11 protein-coding genes are annotated in these 19,811 nt (G+C 48.2%); 4 read left to right on the top strand and 7 right to left on the bottom strand.

The window, feature by feature from the left end:
* Positions 1-399: 399 nt before the first annotated feature.
* Together MO867_RS15495 and MO867_RS15490 are read right to left on the bottom strand one after the other, a co-directional pair.
* Complete coding sequence (locus MO867_RS15495; protein WP_252470727.1) at positions 400-2,226, bottom strand: NHL repeat-containing protein; 1,827 nt, start codon at positions 2,224-2,226, stop codon at positions 400-402.
* A gap of 521 nt (positions 2,227-2,747) precedes the next feature.
* A complete protein-coding gene (locus MO867_RS15490) occupies positions 2,748-3,062 on the bottom strand; it encodes a cupin domain-containing protein (RefSeq protein WP_252470725.1) in 315 nt (104 codons plus the stop codon).
* Between the two features lie 336 nt (positions 3,063-3,398).
* Between MO867_RS15490 and MO867_RS15485 the strand changes: the two genes are divergently transcribed.
* Complete coding sequence (locus tag MO867_RS15485) at positions 3,399-4,472, top strand: hypothetical protein (RefSeq protein ID WP_252470723.1); 1,074 nt, start codon at positions 3,399-3,401, stop codon at positions 4,470-4,472.
* 134 nt (positions 4,473-4,606) lie between these two features.
* Here MO867_RS15485 and MO867_RS15480 read toward each other — a convergent pair whose 3' ends face one another.
* The gene (locus MO867_RS15480; RefSeq protein ID WP_252470721.1) at positions 4,607-6,049 is read right to left on the bottom strand and encodes an aryl-sulfate sulfotransferase; all 1,443 of its coding nucleotides are present in this window, start codon (positions 6,047-6,049) and stop codon (positions 4,607-4,609) included.
* Between the two features lie 359 nt (positions 6,050-6,408).
* Entirely contained in the window at positions 6,409-6,744 is a 336-nt protein-coding gene (locus tag MO867_RS15475) for a gamma-glutamylcyclotransferase family protein (RefSeq protein ID WP_252470719.1), read from the bottom strand.
* A 998-nt stretch (positions 6,745-7,742) separates the two neighbouring features.
* On the opposite strand from MO867_RS15475, the gene MO867_RS15470 reads away from it, so the two are divergent.
* Positions 7,743-8,189: a L,D-transpeptidase family protein gene (locus MO867_RS15470; protein WP_252470717.1), complete on the top strand. Its 447-nt coding sequence runs from the start codon at positions 7,743-7,745 to the stop codon at positions 8,187-8,189.
* Between the two features lie 81 nt (positions 8,190-8,270).
* Here the strand turns inward: MO867_RS15470 and MO867_RS15465 are convergent, their stop codons facing one another.
* Both MO867_RS15465 and MO867_RS15460 read right to left on the bottom strand, forming a co-directional pair.
* Complete coding sequence (locus MO867_RS15465; protein ID WP_252470715.1) at positions 8,271-9,680, bottom strand: alanine/glycine:cation symporter family protein; 1,410 nt, start codon at positions 9,678-9,680, stop codon at positions 8,271-8,273.
* Positions 9,681-9,856: 176 nt separating this feature from the next.
* The gene (locus tag MO867_RS15460) at positions 9,857-11,374 is read right to left on the bottom strand and encodes an MFS transporter (RefSeq protein WP_252470714.1); all 1,518 of its coding nucleotides are present in this window, start codon (positions 11,372-11,374) and stop codon (positions 9,857-9,859) included.
* Positions 11,375-11,560: 186 nt separating this feature from the next.
* On the opposite strand from MO867_RS15460, the gene MO867_RS15455 reads away from it, so the two are divergent.
* Both MO867_RS15455 and MO867_RS15450 read left to right on the top strand, forming a co-directional pair.
* On the top strand, positions 11,561-14,002 hold the full coding sequence (locus tag MO867_RS15455) for a TIM-barrel domain-containing protein (protein WP_252470713.1): 2,442 nt from the start codon (positions 11,561-11,563) through the stop codon (positions 14,000-14,002).
* A gap of 51 nt (positions 14,003-14,053) precedes the next feature.
* On the top strand, positions 14,054-15,958 hold the full coding sequence (locus tag MO867_RS15450; RefSeq protein WP_252470712.1) for an alpha-amylase family protein: 1,905 nt from the start codon (positions 14,054-14,056) through the stop codon (positions 15,956-15,958).
* Between the two features lie 341 nt (positions 15,959-16,299).
* Here MO867_RS15450 and MO867_RS15445 read toward each other — a convergent pair whose 3' ends face one another.
* A complete protein-coding gene (locus MO867_RS15445; RefSeq protein WP_252470711.1) occupies positions 16,300-18,771 on the bottom strand; it encodes an alpha amylase C-terminal domain-containing protein in 2,472 nt (823 codons plus the stop codon).
* Positions 18,772-19,811: the final 1,040 nt, after the last annotated feature.

Raw genomic sequence — 19,811 nt, 5'->3', positions numbered from 1 at the left:
AGCACTGTTCCTCGGTGCCGTACATTTTAAGGAATTAGGTCAAACGAATACCCTTCTGGAACTGTACCTTGTTGCGAGCCATGGCGTATTCCCTTGCAGATCAACGAGATAACTATATTTATATACAGCTAAGTGTGACTTAGCAAGGCTGGTAATTCGGTAAGGTCAAGCTCTCACCAGTTTATTCACTGCAAGGAGGCTTCCTTTTACTTGAACAAAGGCGATAACCGCTATTACTGATAACAACTAATCAGAAATAAACCAGAATATCCAATATCGACGTATTTAGGTAAAAATCAAGATCAAACAGGATATGCAATTCCGCCAGCCATAGCCAGCGGAATCACTAAAACGATGATGCCTTTTCTATTCCATTATCAATTTATGATAAAATAAAGATCATCTGGACTTAAAAATGAGAATTCTGTTATTACCTGAATCGGTAACAATCAAGTTATCTTTATACCCAGTAATTCCACCAGGTACATTTAACGTGGATGCACTCGGCAACTCCCCGTCGTCCTCAATATCATTTTGGTTGGCATCATTTATAGTAGCGCTTACAAAATCACTCTGGCCTAAGACAAAATCTGCAGGGGCAAAATTAGTTTCCGGCCACTGATTCCAGATCAATACACGGTTGTTCCCGGCATCTGTGATAAAAAGCTGAATACCATTCGACCAAATTCCGGCATCTGGGGCATTCAGGGTTTGACTGTTCACAGGCCAATCAAGATCTGTGGCAGAATCAGCATTTGGATAACTATCGGAAAAACTTTCCTGTCCCAAAACAATATCTGCAGTATCGAAATTACCCGTTGGTAGTTCATTCCAGAGCAAAATACGATTATTGCCCGTATCAATAATGGCTAATTTTTCGCCATCGCTCCATATGTCGGTCGGCCCTGCCAGCGTATTGGCCGCAGCCTGGGATAGAGATCCATCCTGATTAATATCATTTGCCAGGCAATTTTCGAAGGTTGACTGCCCAATGAGTAAACTGGGGGGCATATCTGCTGTTGTGGGTACATCATCCCACACGACAACTCGAGCCATGGAATGACTAGCGGCAAAGATATTTCCATTGGCAATTGTGACAGCCGAATAAATGGCCCCCACATTTTGACAAGAATCCATACTCAGGGTGACCGATGGGATAGCGCTCCCATTCGCAGGAATATCATCGTAGATGAAAACGCTTTGCCCCAAAGTTCCGATAGATTGGTTAATAGCAAGCTTACCATGATCAAAGCTCACGCTTAATGGACCACTAAGCGCTTTTTCAGGGTCTGACAAATCTGGACTATCCAAGCTATCCTTGCCGATAACCCTATCCGCAGGGGCACCATTGGATGCTGGAATTGAATTGAAAACCACTACGCGATTATTACCATAATCAGGCAGAAACAAGCTGCCTTCATCACTGGCAGCCACCGAGCCAAAGGGATGCTCGGCAATGCTGTTTGCACTCAGCCCTGTATCTGTACTCGAAAAGTCTTCTTGACCGATCACTATTTGAGCAGCATCAAAATTTTCAAAGTATAAAGGGATCGTAAAGCTGTGCACTGCTTGGGAAATTGTTAAACCCGACAAAGCTTCGATATCGATACTAACGGTACGCTCTTGCCCAGATACCCATTGCACCTTCGGAGTGATATTAAGGGTATCATTTTCTACGGTTGTTTCAGACCAGGATGCCTCAAACTCGTCCTCTAGCAGAATACCGCTTAACTGAAGGCTTTCAATATTCATGGATTCAGAAAAATGTACTGTAATAGCCTCATTTTTTTCCAACCGAATCCCTTCTGGTAGGAGGCTAACTACAGTGGCTGCCTGTTCGTTAATTTGATAACTGACTGAGACCTCCGTCATCTCATTACCGAATTCATCTTTCGCATTAACGACTAAAGATAACTCCAAGCCCTCAGTCCAACTCTCATCAGCTTCGAACCTAAATGAATCCTCATCTACCTGAGTAAGCTCTCCAAGTTGGCTCATAGAGCCAGATAGAGAAACATCGTCAAGCTGCATGGGCTCGCTAAATTCCAACAATACCGCATCATCCAGACCAATGGTGCTACCGCTGGTCGGTGTAAGGCTTATCGTAGGGGGCGTTACATCCGTCGGCTCTTCAGGCGATTCCCCCCCACTTGATCCGCCGCCACACCCATAAATTGATGTAGCAATTGCCATGTATAGCGTTGCTTTCAAAAACTGAGCTTTCATCTACTTCTCCCCAAGCCAATAATGAAAGGCTAAAACTGCAAGCATACCTGATTTGAAATCATTTCCCCTAGATAGACTACTGCCCATATCGTTATTGATAACGGACAAAATCAAAAAATGGACATTATTTATTTTGGTGGCAATACCACAAGATGATTTAAAAAGAAAAAACCAGTCAACAAATATTGACTGGCAAAGAAGGATTTGACTTGATGCCAAATAATCAGACCACGCTCAACATACACAATCCGACTAAAGCCGAGCAAGGCACAAATTTTACATATCGACATATAGAGTTGCCTGCACGTTGACCGGCAGGCCGGTGAAAGTATAAGGCACCTTTTCTAAGCTTGCTCAGTCCTGATAGATCTCCATTCTGGTGCTCTGCCCCCAAAAAATTAAAGCGTAAAATGCACCAATTTTGGCAGATATTGCGATCTGACAACATTACTACTTGCGCCTAAACTGACCAGAAATATCGGTTATTAGGCACTGGAATTTCTCAAATAAGGTGAACCACTTCACGGATAAAAAACTGCCAACCAGATAGTGGGTTCATCGCTCGAAGTTTGTACAACCCTATGTCTTTGGTGTGCTTTAATCAAAAGGTGGTCACCAGCTTTCAATCTGACTCGCTCGCCAGTCTCCATTTCAACAATCCCATAACCAGATAAAACTAACACCCATTCTTGCTCACTTTGATCATACCAGCCGACTTCTGGTGAAGCTTGGCCATAAGAAACGATTCTCTCCACCCTGCAGCTTTGCGTTTCTATCAATTTATCAAAGTGCTCAATCGAATTATCTTCTGGTAAGCCTTGAAACAGGTTGTTCATGCAATTTCGCCCTCTAATCCATCCAGTGTATGTGCCTTATGAAGGATAAAATACTTCAAGAAATAGGCTATATTTAACCAAGAACAAACTTATAGAAAGACATTTTTACGCCAAATCTGCACAGCAAATAGCGGCGGCATTAAAAAGTGGCCTAAAAATCGAGTACCAACTATCTAAATCTTAAGGGGAAAGGCGCTTGCCCTTGACTATAGGATACACGAACTCTAATCATTAGCACCTGGGAGCGGGCCTCCTGCGAAAACCAATCGATCAGATTTTAGCCGCACTTCACGCGCAGCCTCTAAAGTTGATCATACACGAATATAGATCCAGAAAATGATTATATATATACACGCCGGCCTGCATAAAACTGGAACCACAGCCATACAAAATTATGCCTATAAATATAGAAAAATATTAAGCGAAAAAGGTATTCTATACCCCCTCATTTATCGATCGATTTTCAGAGCGGATAAAGCACACCACCATTTTGCGCACACATTCTCTAGTCAAAAAATCAGCCCGCCTATTTCAGATGCTAAAAAATTAATATACAGCTGGACCACCAAAGCAAGAAGAAGAGGCCTCAACTTACTTCTTAGCGCAGAACCCTTCTGCAGACACACATACAAGGCCAACGACTCCACTTGGATTAAAGCTCGATATGACTATTTAGAGCGCCTGGCGAGTATCTTGCCCATTGAGCAAATCAGGATCATATTGACCTTACGCAGACAGGATGATTTTGTTCAGTCGTTATATAAAGAAAACGTAATGAAAGGATTGACACCAGCGGCCAAGATGGATTTTAAGGAATTCACGTTAGAAGCCCAAAAAAGGAACCTGAGATTTCACGAAAATATATTAGCATTTAAGAAATTCTTCCCAAATGTACAAATACTCATTTATGAACAATTACGTAATGGCGATTTACCGGTCAACTTTTTTCGGGCACTCGGAATTTCTGGCCTTCCAAATTCAGAGGGAGCTATAAGAGTTAGCTTGACCAATCAAGAAGTGGCTCTGAAGCGGGCGTTAAATCATCAAGTATGCTCAAAAGAGCAAAACAACCAGCTACTAAAATGGCTCAAATCCCCCTACACACAGAATATTATTAAAAACTTAATCCCCAAGATACCATCACTTTGGATATCACAAGAAGAAAGGGAAACTTTTTTGAAACAGTATTCACAGGAAAACGAGCTAATAAGAAAGCAGTTTTTTACGAACCAAGCAAGATTATTCCCTCCCTTAATATCCGCCAAAGAAGCGCTTAGATTTAGTGGAAATATTCACTGGGATGATGGAATAAAGAAAAGTATCGAACGACTATCCCCCGACCTTCAAAAGCTATTTGGCAGTGATGGACTGAGGCAGATACAAAAAAAACTGTCCAGCCAAACAATATAAACGATAAAAAATTTAGGATTTAATGCTATAGGTCTATCGATTCTAGCAGATATCACCTTATTCTTCACACAATACACCAGCAGCTTATAGCAACTACTGGCACATATTTTTCACTCGGATAAAAATTGGAATACTTAAAAATTAATGCCTGATAGCTCACTCCAGGTGACTCTTTCAGCACGGTAAACCGTAGTATCACTGACTATTAGTTCCCAGGCAGTTTCAGCTTCTCCTCCGACCGTGACCTCTACAATATGCGCATTCCTATCAATTCCACTAGCAGCACTGGAGGGTCCACCGGCACATAACAATATATTTCCACCCGCCAGTTCATCAACATCGCCTAAGGACTGTGTATATTTAGGTGCAATAAACTCCCAGGTTTGCTGTGCTGTCATCTCTTCTGTATCAAGTAAATACTTAACCGCTCGACTGTTGTAGATCTCCCCGCTCAACTCAGCTTCGTTCCTATTGTCATAAATTAAAATTTCTCCACCGCTGGTTAGCATGGCTGCATGCTGAGATGCCATCCATGAGCCATTTTGCAACGAAAATAATTTTTCCGAAAATCGCTCCGAGACGCCTGAATCTCTCCCCATCACCCATTGCACATCGCCACTTTGATGATCAATATTGACCACCCAACTCTGAGACCTGCTTGACAATAAAATGGTGTTATCAGCAGAACTATAATTTAGCGCATTGGAATGGGTCCAATCCAATGCGCCGCCTGTCAAGACCCGACGGGCTAGTTCACCCGGAAAACGCTGAGTATCCAAGTGATCAAAGGCCGACCACTCCCATACTGTATTACCCTGGCTATCGATCTCAAGAATGACATCGCCCTGCAGCAATTGGCCGTCGATCGTTTCTGTTGAATTTGTTAATACCAGTAAGTTTCCATTATCCAAAAGTAGAGCATCGTGATGATATGCAGGCAATTCAAATGATTCTAATAAGTCACCCGCCAAGGAAATTATTCTTACCTCACGCTCCAATAACAACATTAATCGACCATCATGTAAGTTACGCATTACCGGGCTACCCGTTAATGGGACATTCCCATGAAGGTACCAGACCACGACTCCCTGTTCATCGAAGCCCCAGAAGGTATTATCTGTATCACCGGACGCAGCGAAAATGGTGACCCCCCCCTCACTCAGTTCATTATGTGTTACGACCTCAACAGGAGGTGTGCCATCAGGTAGAGAGCCTGTCTTAAACGCCACCCTTGAACTCTGAGCTGTTTCCCCCGATTCCAGAGTTAGCAGTGCGGTAAACCGATAAGTGGTATCTGCCCTAAGGCCCACCAAAGTAATGTCGTGCTCTGTATCCCAGGGTGTGTACTGGGTAACACGTCGATCTGTGGAGGCCGAATTAATACGAATTGCTACCCGTGTTTCAGACTCCGTGACTACTTTCGCATTGACCATCAAACTATTTTCTGGGTGCGCTGTGAGTATCAACTCAATGGCTCCATCAATTTGATTTGATTGGGCCGCACTGGTTCCTGAATATCCGTACAAAATTGCAATTGATATCAGAAAGAAAACTGCTAACGAGGATTGCCTCATCATGGTTTGCTCCAAAATTGGTGTAAGTCAAGGAAGTTACTCACAGCCCCAAGTCACATCGAACTATTTTCGACAAGCTTAGCGGTCGTTATATTTGGACTGTAAATCTGAACTTCCAACTATCCAACGAGAAACTCAAAGATCGGTTTACAAGGCTGCTATCTTGGCGCAGTATTTTTAGTGCGAATCAAAAAAAATGACTGAAGCCTCTATTTAATAAGAATATTTTCCCAATAGGTGTTCGCCTTCAGTCAACTCTTAGACAAGTAAACCATATTCATATTGAATTCAGCTCTCTGGAAAACCCCAAAAAAGCAGACCGAAAATTTTGGCAAAAATCACTCATAACAAAGATAACTGATCTATCCCGCCGCGGTGTAAATCCAAGCTGACAAGCCAGATTTTAACTGGGCTGAAACCCTTTTATATTCATCAACTTCATAACCGTCTGACTGTTGAATTTCCACGAAAGTCAACTCAAATACGGTTCCGCCCACTTCGTCAGAACTATTGCCAGTGTACTGCAAAATCGGGTGATACTCTTTTCCACTGGCCCGCACTACTTCGGGGTCGCTGATTTTTACGGTGGCTAATTGATACCCTACCAAAGTGTCTTTAGTACCCTGAAGTTTTCGGCCAAATGTTTCTAATTGCACGCTTTCCTGTTGCAATGTGCCGTAAGAAAATAGATTTTCCATAATTAATATCCGCTCAATGTATGGTTACTGATTCCCTCAGCCCTAATTTAATTTTCTAGTTTTAGAATCTATTCGACAAATTCTTCAGCCCATTATTGCTGCGGGTAGTACGCCTACCGGGCCTGGGCGCAGATAATTTTCGACTAGGAGCCTCTAAATAATTCCCTGATGCCTCTGGCATTCAGAGTGGTTCGCAATCAAGGCGCGGTATCGCAGGAATGTCTAGATCTCTCAAGAAGTCACAACGCGGAGGGTGAATCGCTTTGAGAGCCCCGCTGGGCGGGCTTTGAAGGCCCGTTGCTGCGTTGCAGCTCTTACAAAGGACTAAGGCCACTCGCGGCAAGCTGCGCCTAACATTTACCGCCTTCAAGACCCGCAAAGATATGACGAGATTATTCAGGGGCTCCCTAGATATCAACCACTAAAAAAACTTCAGCTTATTTCTTTTTGTTGTCACCAGCCTATAAGCCCGACCTTACCATCCCCAGACCTGTTGTGGCGTAAACCACCGCAGATCCAGCCCGCAGCTGAGGCCGAGTATACGGCTATCTGCTTTGGGGAAACTACCAACCATCACCTTGTCCCTGTATGGGGTCGAGCTCACCCAACCCTTGACGAGCTACGGTTAGGCTCAAAATTCAAGGTTTTACCACGGCCCAATGGCAATAGAGAGGTGTGTAATGCATAGCCGATCTTCGCTGCAAAACCATCAATCCATGTCCGCACAATCGAAAACATCCCCACAAAAAAGCCAGGGATCTGTACGCAAAAAAGCATCATTTGCCGCTGCGATAATGATTGTGGGAACCGCAATTCTTGCCCCACTGACTTACGCCGTAGATTATTCCAACTCCCGCTACGGCTCAAGATATAGCGCTCAACAGGGACATGGTGGGAACCATTCCAGATACAGCAGGGATTATAGATACAATAGAAATCAAAGGGCACATTCCAGGTACGGCAGGAATCAGAGGGCACAACCACGACATAGTCGGCATATGTGGTTTAAAGCCCATGTGCAGGGAACACCGCGTATCGTGATCGACCTCAGTGACCAGATGGCCTACTTCTATAAAGGTGGGCGCCTGGCCGGGATGTCCCCGGTCTCTACGGGTAAAGCGGGTCACCGCACTCCTACGGGTAACTTCCGTATTTCACAAAAGAAATACAGCCACCGCTCAAACCTGTACGGTCACTATATCAGCCCCCGCGGCTATGTAACGCGCAGCAATGTGGATGTGCGCCGCCACCGCAAACCTTCGGGGTCTCGATTCCGCGGGGCCTCTATGGATTACATGATGCGGATTAATGGCCCTGTTACCATGCATGCCGGCCACGTTCCCGGATACCCCGCCTCACACGGTTGTATTCGTATTCCCTGGCATATGGCGAAGGTTTTCTACCGCCACGCCAGGGTTGGCACTAAGGTGTCCGTTGTACCTTAAATGACGAATACCTGAATACCTTTGTTAGTAATACCTGTCTAGTACTACAAAAAAGGTGGACTGCTTAGTCCGCCTTTTTTGTTATTGAGAAATCTCTGCTGCTTTCTCCTTCTCGGTTAAACCCATACGGGAAAAATAATCGTGAGCAGCCCGATTGACGTGCTTAGCCAGCAATAAAGTAGACACCATTGTCGGTATCGCCATTACCGCATACATACCAATAATAATACTGTTTACTGTACTTAAAGAAGCTACCGCACCCACTATAATCAGCAACATATAAAGTCCCGTATAAAGCCCTTGCCAACGGCCACGGAATAGAAATACATAACATTTCATACCGTAATACCAGCAGGTAACAATGGTACTGAAGGCCAATGGGAGCACCATTATCAGTAACAATATCGGACCGAATTGGCCAAATACCTGAGAAAATGCCTGTGCCGTTAAAGTGACTCCCGCCACATCCTCACCCTGCTGCCAAGCGCCCGTCAGCAGGATCACCAGAGCTGTACAAGTACAGATAGCCAGGGTGTCTACAATGGGCCCCAGCATGGCAACCACACCCTCACGCACAGGCTCACGGGTTTTTGCCGCACCATGAGCCAAAGACTCTGTGCCTATACCGGCCTCATTGGAGAATGCCCCCTGACTGACGCCAACAGAAATCACCGTCCCTAGCGTGCCCCCTGCAATAGCCTGGCCGCTTAAGGCATCGGAGAAAATCAGAGCAAATGCCTCCGGCACCTGTTCCCAAAAGATGGCAATCACAACAAGGGTCATTCCCAAATAAAACACCACCATACCCGGCACCACGCGCGCAGAAAATTTGCCAATACGCTGGATTCGACCGGCAATCACGTAAGCGGAAGCGATAGCAATCAATGAACCGATGGCAAAATCAAATGCGAATGACCCACCGGGGGCGACCCAGCCCAGGGGCTCGGCAAAAGACTCACGCAATAATTGCGTAGTTTGATTGGATTGAAACACCGGTAACATACCGCACAACCCTGCCACAGCGAACAACACTGCCATTGGCATCCAGCGTTTGCCCAACCCCTCGCGGATAACGTACATGGGGCCGCCTTGCAGTTCCCCTGTCGCATCACGACCGCGAAACATCACTGCCAGAGTCGCCGTATAGAATTTAGTCGCCACCCCCACCAGAGCAGTCACCCACATCCAGAAAATAGCTCCGGGACCACCGACGGTAATTGCGATGGCAACACCGGCAATATTACCCAGCCCCAGAGTTCCCGACAGCGCAGTGGAAAGCGCTTGGCTATGATTTACCTGCCCAGGATCATTGGGGTCATCGTATCGACCACTTAATAACCCAACACTGTGCCCAAGATGGCGATAAGGACGTCCACGGGAATAAATCAATAGCGCCAAGCCTCCGCCAACCAGCAGTACGAGTAAGGGAGGACCCCAGACAAATTTGGCAAAGGCCTGTAATGTCTGATCAATCATATGGAATAGCGACATAATTTAATTCATTTCCAGTGAGATCCGCCCAGTCTAGGTACGCTCACACCAAACTGTCAAAATACAGCCCTAAAAACCCATGATCCATAGAGTCGGGGATTCCAGTAAAACTGGGGATTCGAGCAATAAAAAAGCCCCTAAGTGGGGCTTTGCTAAAGACCTTTAACCCTTTTTGATCAGGCAGTAGTCGTTGCCTTTAAATCGGGCTCGGGCTCTGGGTTTTCCCTCACAAGGACCACCGATATGGCCCCGAGCAACATACTTCCCCCTGCCAGAACCAGGATATAAATCGCCTGATTATCAAAAACCGTCTTCAAAATAAGCCCCGCCACCAGAGCGGAAACAATCTGCGGTGCGGCGATGGTGAAATTAAAGATCCCCATATAGACACCGGTCTTGTCTGCCGGCAGTGAATCGGAAAGGATCGCATAGGGCAACGCCAGGATTGCGGCCCAGGCAATACCCACTCCCACCATCGGCAGCAGTAACCCCAGGGCCCCGCTTGGCACGGAGACTTCAGTAATCAATAGATTTACCTGGGTGGGCTCGCCCCCCTGGAAAAACAGAAAGCTGATATAACCCAAACCACCCAGCGCTAGCGACAGGGCGTAGACCAACCTGCGCCCCAGCACCTGCGCCAGGCGCGCCAGCACGATGGAAAAAATCGCAGCGAATAATGAGTAGGCGGCAAAAATTATCCCCACCCAATCACCAGCGGCGCCCTTGGCGGCGGCAATATGTGCGGGAATTTCGCCGACGGTTTCCAGGTAAGCGGGATCAAACCACTTGGCCTCTACGCCCCAAACATGTTGGGTGATCGCCGGGGTGGTGTAGACCCACATAATAAACAGCGCAAACCAGGAAAAAAATTGCACCAGAGCCAGCTGGCGCATCGTGCGTGGCATTCTTACCAGCAGTTGGAAAAAACCCGCCAAACGCTGTAACAGTGGGGCTTTCTGCTGACGTTCCTGTTCCAGCTGCGCGGAATCAAGGCCTTTATAAGCATTGTATTGCTCCGGCGGGTACTCCTTGGTACGCATCACAGTCCACAGCACGCTGCCCAACAGCACCGTAGCGCCGATATAGAAAGCCCAAATCACCGAAGGCGCCACCTCACCCGCTCGCGCGGTATTTTCCAGGCCGATTACATTGGTGAGGATAAACGGCAACATGGAACCAAAGATGGCGCCGATATTAATTAACAGAGACTGGATCGAGTAACCCAGGGTGCGCTGCTCTGACGGCACCATATCTGAGACCAGCGCGCGGAAAGGCTGCATGGTGACATTAAAGGCCGCGTCCATCAGTGCCAGCATCACACCGCCAAAGATAATGGGAGCCACTATAGCCACGACAATCCCGGCATTGGGCATAAACGCCATCCCCAGGGCTGCAGCGATGGCGCCAAACAAGATGAAGGGATTGCGACGGCCAAAGCGGCTCCAGGTTCGATCCGAAGCCGAGCCCACAATGGGCTGTACAATCAGACCCATCAGCGGCGCCACTATCCAGAACAGGGACAGGGAGTGAAGGTCTGCACCCAGGTCTGACAATATTCGGCTGGCATTGGCATTCTGCAGGGAAAAGCCGAACTGCACGCCGAGAAAACCGAGACTGACATTCCACACCTGCCAAAAGGGCAAGCGCGGTTGCTGGGCTTGCGGCGCAACGGCGCTGCTTGCTGTTTGGGTCATAGAGGTCACCGCATTGCTAGTTATGCTTATTTTTTCATTCTCACATGCGCGATCTGAGAGTCCATCCTCCCCCTGAGGGGAGGATGCGGGCCAGATTCTGCGCTTTAGGATAAACTCAAGCCCATGCGTATATGCCGGGCCAGCACAAAACAGTGAATCCCAATCAAGCAACTGAAGTTCCGCGCAATGATCCTAAAACTCTTTCTCCTGCGCCTGCTCTGCCTCGCCGCTGCGCTCTGCCTTAGCACACAGTCCTCGGCCTCTGAACAGCGCATATATCGCGATCACAAGATGAGCGAAGACTCACTTACTGTACAGACGAGCGAAGGCGAGGTCACCCTCACCCCGGTTGGCCCCTCGGCACTATCGGTACACTACCGTCGCAAGGGGCTGAAGCAACTGCCCTCATTTGCACTGACTCCCAACCCCGCCATCCGGCCCAAGGCGACACTGGAGCAGCAAGGCGACAAGCTCGCTTACCGTACTGGCTCGCTCACTGCGGTCATCCACAAGTCCCCCTTCCGTATTGAATACCTGCGCGGTGAAGAGCAAATCCTGAGTGAAGAGAGCGGCTTCTTTTCCACTGAAACACTGCGCGGCTTCCGCTTTGCACTGTCGCCAGAAGAAAAGCTCTTGGGTGGCGGCGAACGGGTACTGGGCATGGACCGTCGCGGCCAGCGCCTACCACTGTACAATCGCGCCCACTACGGCTACACCACCGAATCCAACCAGATGTACTTCTCCCTGCCGGCAGTACTTTCCAGCAATAAGTACATCCTGCTGTTCGACAACTCCGCCACCGGCACTCTGGACCTGGGCGCCAACGAAGAAGATGTCCTGCAATTTGAAGCGGTGGCCGGGCGGACCGCTTATATCGTGGTGGCCGGTGAGACTTATCCACAGTTGCTGGAAAATTATGTGTCCACCACCGGCAAACAGCCCTTGCCACCCCGTTGGGCCCTGGGCAACTTTGCCTCCCGCTTTGGCTATCACAGCGAGGCCGAAGTGCGCGCAACTGTGGACAAGTTTGCCGAGGAAGACTTCCCCCTGGATGCCCTGGTGTTGGACCTCTACTGGTTTGGCCCGGATATCAAAGGCCATATGGGCAACCTGGCCTGGGACAAGGAGGCCTTCCCCGAACCAGAAAAGATGATGGCCGACCTCAAAGCGCGCGGCATCAACACCATCCTCGTGACCGAACCCTTTGTGCTTTCCACTTCCGAGCGCTGGCAGGAGGCCGTAGCCCAAAATGCCCTGGCAAAAAACCTAGCCGGGGAACCCAAGCGCTTTGACTTCTACTTCGGTAATACCGGCCTGATCGACGTTTTCTCCGAAGAAGGTCGCAACTGGTTCTGGAATATTTACGACGGCTTACTGGAGCAGGGTGTCTCCGGTTGGTGGGGCGACCTGGGTGAGCCGGAAGTTCACCCCGCCGATACCGTGCACGCAATCGGCATGGCCGATGAAGTCCACAACGCTTACGGGCATGCCTGGGCACAGCTTCTGCACCAACGCCAAACCGCAAAGTATCCAGAGCGCCGCCCCTTTATTATGATGCGTGCCGGTTTTGCCGGCTCCCAGCGCTACGGCATGATCCCCTGGACCGGTGATGTCGCGCGCGAATGGGGCGGCTTGCAACCGCAGGTAGAACTGGCACTAAGTATGGGCCTGCTCGGCTTTGGCTACACCCACTCGGACCTGGGAGGCTTTGCCGGCGGTGAGAAATTTGATCGTGAACTCTATATCCGCTGGTTACAGTACGGCGTATTCCAACCGGTCTACCGCCCCCACGCCCAGGAACATATCGCCTCAGAACCGGTTTTCCACGACCGTCGCACCCGCGATATCCTGCGCGAATACGTCAAACTGCGCTATCGCCTGCTGCCCTACAACTACACCCTTGCTTTCGAAAACAGCCAAACCGGCATGCCGTTGATGCGCCCGCTATTTTTCGAAAACGAAACAGATCTATCGCTACTCGACTACAAGGATGCTTATCTGTGGGGTAAAGATTTCCTCGTCGCCCCAGTGGTAGAAGCGGATGTCGATGAAGTTGCAGTAAAACTGCCCGGCGGTACCTGGTTCGATTACTGGACTGACGAACAACATTCTGGCGACCAAGCCCTGGTGGAAGTGGACTTGAAGACCATCCCGGTACTGGTTCGTGCTGGGGCCATTATTTCCACTATCGACGAAATCCACAGCAGTCGCGATTACTCCAGTAAAAACCTGACCCTGGACTACTACGCCCACGAAACAGCAGCAAACTCCGAACGCTATGTGTATGAGGATGATGGCGCTACCGCACAAGCCTTTGAAAAAGGGAAATACGAAAAACTGTACTTTTCCGCTCAGCGCAAACAACAAGGACTAACTTTTAATTTTAAGCGCGAAGGTGAGGGCTATACCGGCATGCCAGAATCCCGCGCAGTCACTTTAAAAATCCACAACTGGCAACAGGCACCGGCGCAACTGGCTATTAACGGTGAGTCCCTGCCTATTTTTAACAGTGAAAAAGAATTCAATCGGGCCAGCCGTGGAGCCTGGTACCACAAACGCAACCAGATGCTGCGGGTTAAGTTTGACTGGCATCAAGATCTGCTGGATTTAGCATTCAAAAATCCATAATTCGACGAACAACTTTCATCATTCAAGACAATTAAAAGTAATCAGGAAACAATGAAGAAGTTACATTCCCTGCTTATTCCCAAGCTTATTTTGGCCTCCCTGCTGGGTGCAGCTCTACTCGGTAGTAGCGGCTGTAGCCAGGAAAATGCACCCAAATCCGTTGAAGAGGTGGTTGAGGCAAAAGCAGTTATCTACCAAGTGCTACCTCGCCTGTTTGGCAATACCATCAAAACGAATAAGCCCTGGGGCACCATTGCAGAAAATGGAGTGGGCAAGTTTTCCGACTTTACCCCGATGGCCCTGCGAGAGATCCACGCACTGGGGGCCACCCATATCTGGTATACCGGTGCCCTGCACCACGCACTCGTAGGCGACTACACCGAATACGGAATCAGTAACGACGATCCGGATGTAGTCAAAGGCCGCGCCGGATCCCCCTATGCCATCAAAGATTACTACAGCGTAAACCCGGACCTGACCGATAACCCCGCTGATCGCTTACAGGAATTCCGTGCACTGCTAGAGCGCAGCCACAGGGCCGGCCTGAAAGTGATTATTGATATAGTGCCCAACCATGTGGCCCGCGCTTACCAATCCCAACATAAACCCCAGGGAGCGCGGGATTTTGGTAACGACGACAACACCCAGGTCATCTACGACCGCAACAATAATTTTTACTACGTCGTGGGCGAAGACTTTCGCGTGCCCTTAGCCAAAGACGGCTACCAGACACTCAATGGCGAATCCAACAATCTTGCCGATGGGCAGTTTGTAGAGCGGCCTGCCAAGTGGACCGGCAATGGCGCGCGCAGTGCACAGCCGGCCATGCACGACTGGTATGAAACGGTAAAAATTAACTTTGGCGTTCGCCCCGATGGCAGTAAGAATTTTGCAGAACTGCCAGAAGAATTTGCCCAGCGCGATTACCGTGCTCATGCCCAGTTTTGGGCGGACAAGGAAGTACCCGATACCTGGAAAAAATTCCGCGATATCACCCACTACTGGTTGGACTTTGGCGTGGACGGATTCCGCTACGACATGGCCGGTATGGTACCGGTAGAATTCTGGAGCTATCTGAACTCCTCTATCAAAATGCGCAATCCCAACACACTCCTTCTCGCCGAAATCTATACTCCAGAGCGCTATCGTGACTACCTGCATCTGGGCAAAATGGATTATCTCTACGATAAAGTCGGCACCTACGACGCTATTCGCGCGGTCATGGAGAACAAGGGCAGCACAGATAAAATCGCAGAGGTGCAGGCAAGCCTGGTAGATATTTCCTCTCATATGCTGCGTTTTATGGAGAACCACGACGAGCAGCGTATCGCCAGCTCACAATTTGCCGGTACCCCTGAAGCGGGCAAGCCCGCAATGTTGGTGTCCGCCGCCCTCTCCGCAGCCCCCACCCTGGTTTACTTTGGCCAGGAGTTGGGCGAGCCCGCCAACCAGGATGCCGGCTTCGGCAAAGCCAGCCGCACCACCATTTTCGACTACTGGTCCGTACCCAGCGTGCGCCGCTGGAACAATGGGGGCACTTTTGATACCGCACAGCTAACCGAAGAAGAACAGGCGCTGCGAAGCTTCTATAAAAGCCTGCTCAACTTCTCCAAACGGAGTCCTGCTCTGCGCGGTCACTATATGGATTTACACGCCTACAACCGAAAGCAAAATACGGCCTATGGAGAGAAACAATTTTCCTTTGCTCGCTGGAGTGGGCAGGAAAAATTACTGGTACTCGCTAATTTTGACACCAAGACTGTGGGATTTGATTTTCAACTGCCGGAAGAGCTTCTTGAGTCCTGGGATTTGGAGCAGGGATTGTTTTTGACTGAAGGTCAACTCTCTCAAGAAGTTGTAGATCTGGTAGTAACAGAGCACCTAGGATCTATGAAAATAAAATTGGGGCCATTTGAGAGCTATATATTGCGGATTCCCGAGCAACCCCAAAACTAACCTACCCAATGATTATGGAGGGGGTATTTCTTCTCCATATCTCCTCGCTTCAATTTTTTAAACTGTCCCTGGGCAAACCCCGCTATCAGTACAATCGGTATTTAAAAGAAAATAAAGTAGTTATCTGCAGGCTGAAGACTTGTAGATTTCATATAGGAGAGTAATAGAAACTTAATTTGGGTATTAAAGGCTTAGTAAATGCCCGGCAGGAATAATTGCTACAATCAATCAGGCTGGATTTCCAGCCTGATTGATTTATCTTTTAAAGTGCGGTCACACTATAAATCATAGTTTGATCATTAACCTGCACCTTGTAACTACCCATTACAGAAGTGTAGATATCAGCCCCCCCCCTGATCCAGGTCGCCATCAGAGTCACTATCGCCGTAGTTTTCACTCCAATCACCATTGACATCGAATTTGTAACGCTGCTGGGATTGGCCACCAAAGTCTACCTGGATTTCCCAGGCATTATCAGCGACCAATGCCATGGCATCAGTGCCCCAGTTGTTTGGAGTACCACGGAAGTAGAGTGAAGAAAAATTAGACGTGTAGCTGCTACAGTCTGCACAAGTCAGGCTGTAATTCAGAGTCTGATCATTAACTTCAACAATATAGGTGCCCGAAACACTGGAGTAAATATCGCCCCCCCCCTGCTCCAAAGAACCATCGGCATTATTATCGCCATAGTTTTCACTCCAATCACTGCTCACATCAAATTTAAAGCGCTGGTTGCTACTGCCATCGAACACCACCGTGGTACGCCAGGTATTATCTGCAACCAGAGACATCGCCTGGGTGCCCCAACTATTGGGAGTGCCACGGAAATTCAATACACTGAAATTTTGTGCATAACCCGCATTAGGATCGGTAACCGTGATGGTTGCCATTGCGCTGTCTGTGAGGCCATCGTTATCCGTCACAGTAACAGTCTCGGTGTAAGTACCGGCGCTGGCGAAACTTAAAGCGGTAGTGGAAGCACTCCCACCACTGCTCCAGCTATAGGAAACCACACTGCCATCACTATCAGTAGAACCGCTGGCATCCAGGGTGACATCCTCATTGATATCAATGGTAGCGGATACTGGAGTCACAGCCGCAGTCGGTGCCTGCTGCGAAGAAACTTCAGTGATGGTATATGCCAGGGTCTCATCATTCACTTCAATCAGATAGTTACCCGATACTGCCGTGTAAATATCAGCACCCGTCTGGTCCAAGACGCCATCGGCACCATCATCACCGTAGTTTTCGGTCCAATCGCCGTAGATATCCAGCTTGAAGCGCTGATCCGCCTGACCATCAAAACTCACGACTAATTGCCAAGTATTATCAGCGACCAATTCAAAGGCCGTAGTTTCCCAGTCGTTGGCGGTGCTACGGAAATACAGGCTGGGAAAACCGGAGCCGGAGCAATCATCATTACAGGGGCCTGACAGCTGTCCGCCATGAATGGCTGCCGCAGAATAAGCAGCAACATCGAAAGTCGCATTGCCATTGGTATCTACCGTGATGACATCACCACTACACTCATCCTCTCCTGCCATTACATTGCAGTAGTCTCCCGCAGGCAAACCGGTATATAGGGTCTGGTTAAGCGAGCTATTCTCATTATTTATTACCACATATCCTTTGTTACCGCGCCCAAAGGCAATCTGGTTACTACCATTATCCCACCAATTCGCCATATTGGTGCCGTCGGTATAGTTACGGAAACCTACCATATTAGCGATATTACCCCAGCGGTGCTGACAGACCCATTCATCATTATCACAGCTAGCAGGACCATCGCTAGGTGGCCCGGCAATTTCATCGGTAAAGTCATAACCGGACATCACTTTGGGATAGCCGTAGGGGTGTGCCAACATAAACACATTGGCCAGGTTGTATCTCGCCCCATCCTTATAAGTGAGGTTACCCCCACCACCATGGCCGCGTTCACGATCATGGTTATCGATAAAGGTAACTGCATCGCCAGAATTAAGTAATCCCCAGCTCTCTCCAAGACTAATTAGATTTTTAATTTGCCCATTAAAATTACTGGCCACATCAGTGCCATATTTAAATTCTGTCACATGGCCAAGGAATGTATAGTTAGATGGCTGTATTTCGGCCGCTTCACCGGCAGCACCGATTACCTCAGAGAAAATCCACGGGTTGCCGGCCTTACTCATTATTCCGTACATATCGCTGGGGGACATATGTTTAACACCATCCACCCGGAATCCATCAACACCCATACCCTGTAGCTTATTCAGGTACTCCGCTATTGTTTGCTGAACATAGTCATTGCCTGTGTTCAGATCTGGCAGGCCTTCCAACCTACAATTCCAAACGGTATTAGCATCACCATAGCCATCAATACTACAGCTATCATGATAATCCCATGAGGAAAACTCCGGGTGGTTAGCCTCGGACCACTCAGTTCCGCCCCAGCCTGTGCCACTCCCTTCCCAGACCGCCGTATGATTAATCACGGCATCCGCATAAATTTTAACCCCAACCGCATGACAGCGATTAATCATATCCTGCAATTCTTCTTCGGTACCGCTACGACTGGTGAGATTGGTGTAAGTTACTGGCTGGTAGCGTGCCCACCAGGTATAATAAGAAATATGTTCTTGGGGTGGCGAAATTTGTACCGCATCAAAACCCTTCGGACCTAAAAAATTTTCACACTCACTGGCAATATCATTCCAACTCCATTCAAACAGGTGTACAAAGGCTGTACCAGCACTGGCATAGGTACTGGAGAAAGCGCCAAGTACAATACCAGCACCTCCCAGCAGCCCCTTTAATGGAAATTGTTTTTTCATTTTAGTTTTCCTCTTTCTCTCATCTTTAGTCGTTATTTTTTTTCATAACAAAAGGGAGCTAAGCGGCTATTAACCGACCAGAACTTAAGGCTCTCCCTTCCTACATAAATACACTCATCCTGTAATCACGCCTTTTCCCGGTCAATAACCCCCGACTACAAATAGTTTATTTACACAGCTCCCGTAGATAGGGTTCAGAAGAATTCACTTAACACGACACGACCGCTTGATGAACGACCAATATCAATAAAAGAACTTACTGGGAACGCCGCAGGCGACGCGGGAAAATTCAGGCTTATCATCACTGGTGACCATTATTATTTTTACAATTTAAACCAAATAATTGGGCGCTTATTCCACACATCATCAGGCCAGTTGGGTGCAATCTCACCCGACTGATCACTCATCCTGAGATATCCACATATCATCAATAACAATTATAAATACGAGCAATATGTGAACTAATACCGAACAGCAGCGGTAATAAGCAGCTACTGTGCTACTGCAAACCCGAAGATACGGCCATTTGGGCTCTTGAAAGGCTAATAAGAGGCCGCTGAAAGCACATCCTCCCTCCGGGGGGCGTAGTAGATAATTGTGCTACAGGTTTTTTTGCTGGAGATAATTTGGCTTTAAAGGCCCAATATTAGGCAGGGATAAGTACTGGGATAAGGGTAAGAAATCAGAATTCAATCATCCAATTCAGCGGCATAATTGAATGCAGGTCGGGTAGCCGGCAGTTTCTAACTACCAGCCCCCACACCACCCATCGTGCGGGTCCGCAATAGTCGGCCCCCTATCCCTAATGAATTTCTACCCAGCGATCATGTAACATGATCAAACCCATATTTTCGAAAAATTCATTATTAAGTGCAATGTGAATGCCCTCAGTTATTGCGCTTCGCCAGTAGTTTTTACTGGGCGAACCACAGGTAACTGCCAGCGATTCACTCACAGCCATGCGCAGTAAATTCCGAAATTTTGCTCTAACCCTATGCCAATTCTTCCAATAGCTCATTCTTAATCATCACCGTATCCAG

Origin of the sequence: Microbulbifer okhotskensis, assembly GCF_023895975.1 — a bacterium.
Taxonomy (GTDB): domain Bacteria; phylum Pseudomonadota; class Gammaproteobacteria; order Pseudomonadales; family Cellvibrionaceae; genus Microbulbifer; species Microbulbifer okhotskensis.
The sequence above is the reverse complement of the archived record's forward strand: the minus strand, read 5'-3'. Positions and strand labels throughout refer to the sequence as shown.